At 67.1% G+C, this 2,287-nt stretch carries 2 protein-coding genes and 1 pseudogene; all 3 read right to left on the bottom strand.

Annotated features, from left to right (window positions below; all coding sequences use genetic code 11):
- Window positions 1-513, bottom strand: a 513-nt coding sequence (locus ACFE7F_RS15855) for a LacI family DNA-binding transcriptional regulator (protein WP_375404810.1), incomplete at its 3' end; no start/stop codon positions are given.
- Window positions 514-521: 8 nt separating this feature from the next.
- A complete protein-coding gene (locus tag ACFE7F_RS15850; RefSeq protein ID WP_375404809.1) occupies window positions 522-2,042 on the bottom strand; it encodes a tryptophan halogenase family protein in 1,521 nt (506 codons plus the stop codon).
- A pseudogene (locus tag ACFE7F_RS15845) lies at window positions 2,039-2,287 on the bottom strand (cupin-like domain-containing protein); the annotation flags it as partial. The gene ACFE7F_RS15850 and the pseudogene ACFE7F_RS15845, both read right to left, overlap by 4 nt.

Raw genomic sequence — 2,287 nt, 5'->3', positions numbered from 1 at the left:
GAAGCCCGGACCCTCCTTCAGCGACCCGATCCGCGCGAAGCTGATCCCCTGTTCGTCCAGCAGCCGGACGATCAGCGGGTTCTCCGAATGCGGCGGCGTCAGGATCACGCCGTCGGGGCGCAGCGCGGCGATCGCGCCCATCAGCTCGCGCTCGATATGGTCGCTATGCGTGTCGACGAGCTCGACGATGATCCGGTAGCCGTGCTCGGCGCATGTCAGCATGCCGCCAAGCAGCATCTGGTCGACCCAGTCCGCGCCCTGCCGCTCGCGCCAGTCGGCAATGGTGCGCTCGCGGTCGTTGAGCGCCAGGATGAGATAGGAGCGCGACCCCCGCAGCCGCTGCGCCGCAAGCGAGGGGACATAGCCGAGCTTGCCGATCGACGCCTGCACCCGCTCCATCATGGCGGCGCGCACGTTGGGCTCGTTGTTGATGACGCGACTGACCGTCTGCAGCGATACGCCCGCATCGGCGGCGACATGCTTGATGGTGACCGCCTGCGGACGCCTCGCCATCCGCGTGGTCAGGCCGCTTCGGCGCGGGCCGCACCGCAATAGCTTGACACATAGGCGGCGTGGTCGGGAAGCGTTTTGACCGTATGCGCGACGCGCTCGCGGACCGTGGCGAGCAGGCGCGCGAGCTCGTCGTCGCGCAGCTTTTCGGCGATGGGGTGATAGGTCCGGGGCATGATGCCCTGGCCCATCATCACCTGTACCCAGCTGTTCTCCGCGAACAGCTCCTCGTTGCGGCGGAACACGCGGCCGGTCTCGCGGAACAGCTCGATCTTCTGGACGAGGCTGTCAGGCACCGCCATGCCCGCGCATTGCCGCCAGAACGCGCTGTCGCGCCGGTCGGTCGCCTTGTAATGGAGGATCAGGAAGTCGCGGATCTGCTCCATGTCCTGGAATTGCTGATCGTTGAACTCGGCGACGTCGCGCTCGCTGACCCGTCCCATCGGCATCATGCGGATAAGGCGGAGCACGGCGCGCTGGATCAGGTGGATGCTGGTCGATTCCAGCGGCTCCATGAACCCGCCCGACAGCCCGATCGCGACGCAGTTGCGGTGCCACTGCTTGCGACGCGCGCCCGTCGTGAAGCGGATGAAGTTGGGCTGCACCAATGTCCGCCCCTCAATGTTGCCGAGCAACCGTTCGAGTGCTGCCTCCTTGTCCAGGTAGCGGCTGCAATAAACGATGCCGTTGCCCGTGCGGTGCTGAAGCGGGATGCGCCACTGCCACCCGGCGTCGTGCGCCATCGCGCGGGTAAAGGGGACGGCGGGACGCACGCTTTCCGTCTGGATCGCGATGGCGCTGTCGCACGGTAAATAGTGCGACCAGTCGTCGTAGCCGGCGTGGAGGTTCTGTTCGATCAGCAGCGCGCGGAAGCCCGTGCAGTCGAGGAACAGGTCACCCTCGATCCGCTCGCCCGAGTCGAGTTGCAGCGCGGCGATGTCGCCGCTCTCGCCGTCCAGCTCGACGCCGGAGATCCGGCCCTCGATCCGCGTCGCGCCGTCCGCCTCCGCCATGCGCCGCAGGAACTTGGCGTAAAGCGCCGAGTCGAGCTGGTAGGCGTAGTTCATCCCGTCGTCGGGCAGGTGCGCGAACTTGCCCTGCCGCGCGGCGATCAGCTCCAGGCAATATTCGTCATAGGACTGGTCGTGTCCCTTGCTCCGCCCATGCAGCCAGAAATGCTGGAAGCCCGCCGACCAGTGATCCTTGCCGGTCAGGCCGAACGAGTGGAAATAGCTCTCCCCCCGGACCCGCCAATCGTCGAACATGATGCCCAGCTTGAACGTCGCCTGGGTTTCGCGCATGAACTCGGCCTCGCCAATGCCGAGCAGGCGATTGTAGGTCGCGAGGGGCGGGATGGTGGACTCGCCCACGCCCACGGTGCCGATCGCGTCGGATTCGACCAGGGTCAGTTCGACCGCGCGGCCCATGGTGCGCGCGATCGCGGCTGCCGCCATCCAGCCGGCGGTGCCGCCGCCCGCGACCACGATCCGGCGTGGGTGCTTGTTGTCGTTGGTCTGGGGTTGGGGGCTCACCGGCTGAGGCTCCTAAGCAGAAAGGCGCGCATCCGCCCGGCGCTCTCGGGTGTCAACGGTGCGAGCACGCCGCGCGCATCGGGAGGTATGTGCGCGACGACATCCTCGCCCCCGAAGACGTAATAATCGAACAGATCGCGCCAATGCGCCTTCTGGTCCGGCGGCAGGTCGCGGATCGCCAGCATCGCGTGGTTGAGCGCGTCCTGCGGCTGGCCCATCCAGCGCGGGGTGTCGCGCCACCAATA

Source organism: uncultured Sphingomonas sp. (assembly GCF_964235535.1).
GTDB lineage: Bacteria > Pseudomonadota > Alphaproteobacteria > Sphingomonadales > Sphingomonadaceae > Sphingomonas.
This window is presented reverse-complemented; position numbering and strand designations above follow the sequence as displayed.